General features: G+C 38.4%; 1 pseudogene. It reads left to right on the top strand.

Annotated elements, in window-relative coordinates:
• Positions 1-15 precede the first annotated feature (15 nt).
• Positions 16-255 (top strand): annotated as a pseudogene (locus AAEY78_RS14055) (cation:proton antiporter); the annotation flags it as partial.

The raw sequence follows: 255 nt of genomic DNA on the forward strand, positions 1-255 counted from the left end.
AAAGAAGATCTATCAATGATTTTAATCTCAACACTGTTTATTTTACTTGCAGCAAGGTTAGAACTCTCTGATTTAATGATGCTAGATAGTGACGTTTTTATATTTTTAGCTATTGTGCTATTTATTGCGCGCCCATTGTGTATTGCTATTTCAACCTTTGGTACAGACTTACCGATGAAATCACGCCTAGTACTTGCTTGGATTGCACCTCGCGGTATTGTTGCAGCAGCCGTTGGTTCAGTATTTGCGCTGAGT

It is taken from the genome of Psychrobacter sp. 16-MNA-CIBAN-0192, assembly GCF_040309565.1.
Classification (GTDB): domain Bacteria; phylum Pseudomonadota; class Gammaproteobacteria; order Pseudomonadales; family Moraxellaceae; genus Psychrobacter.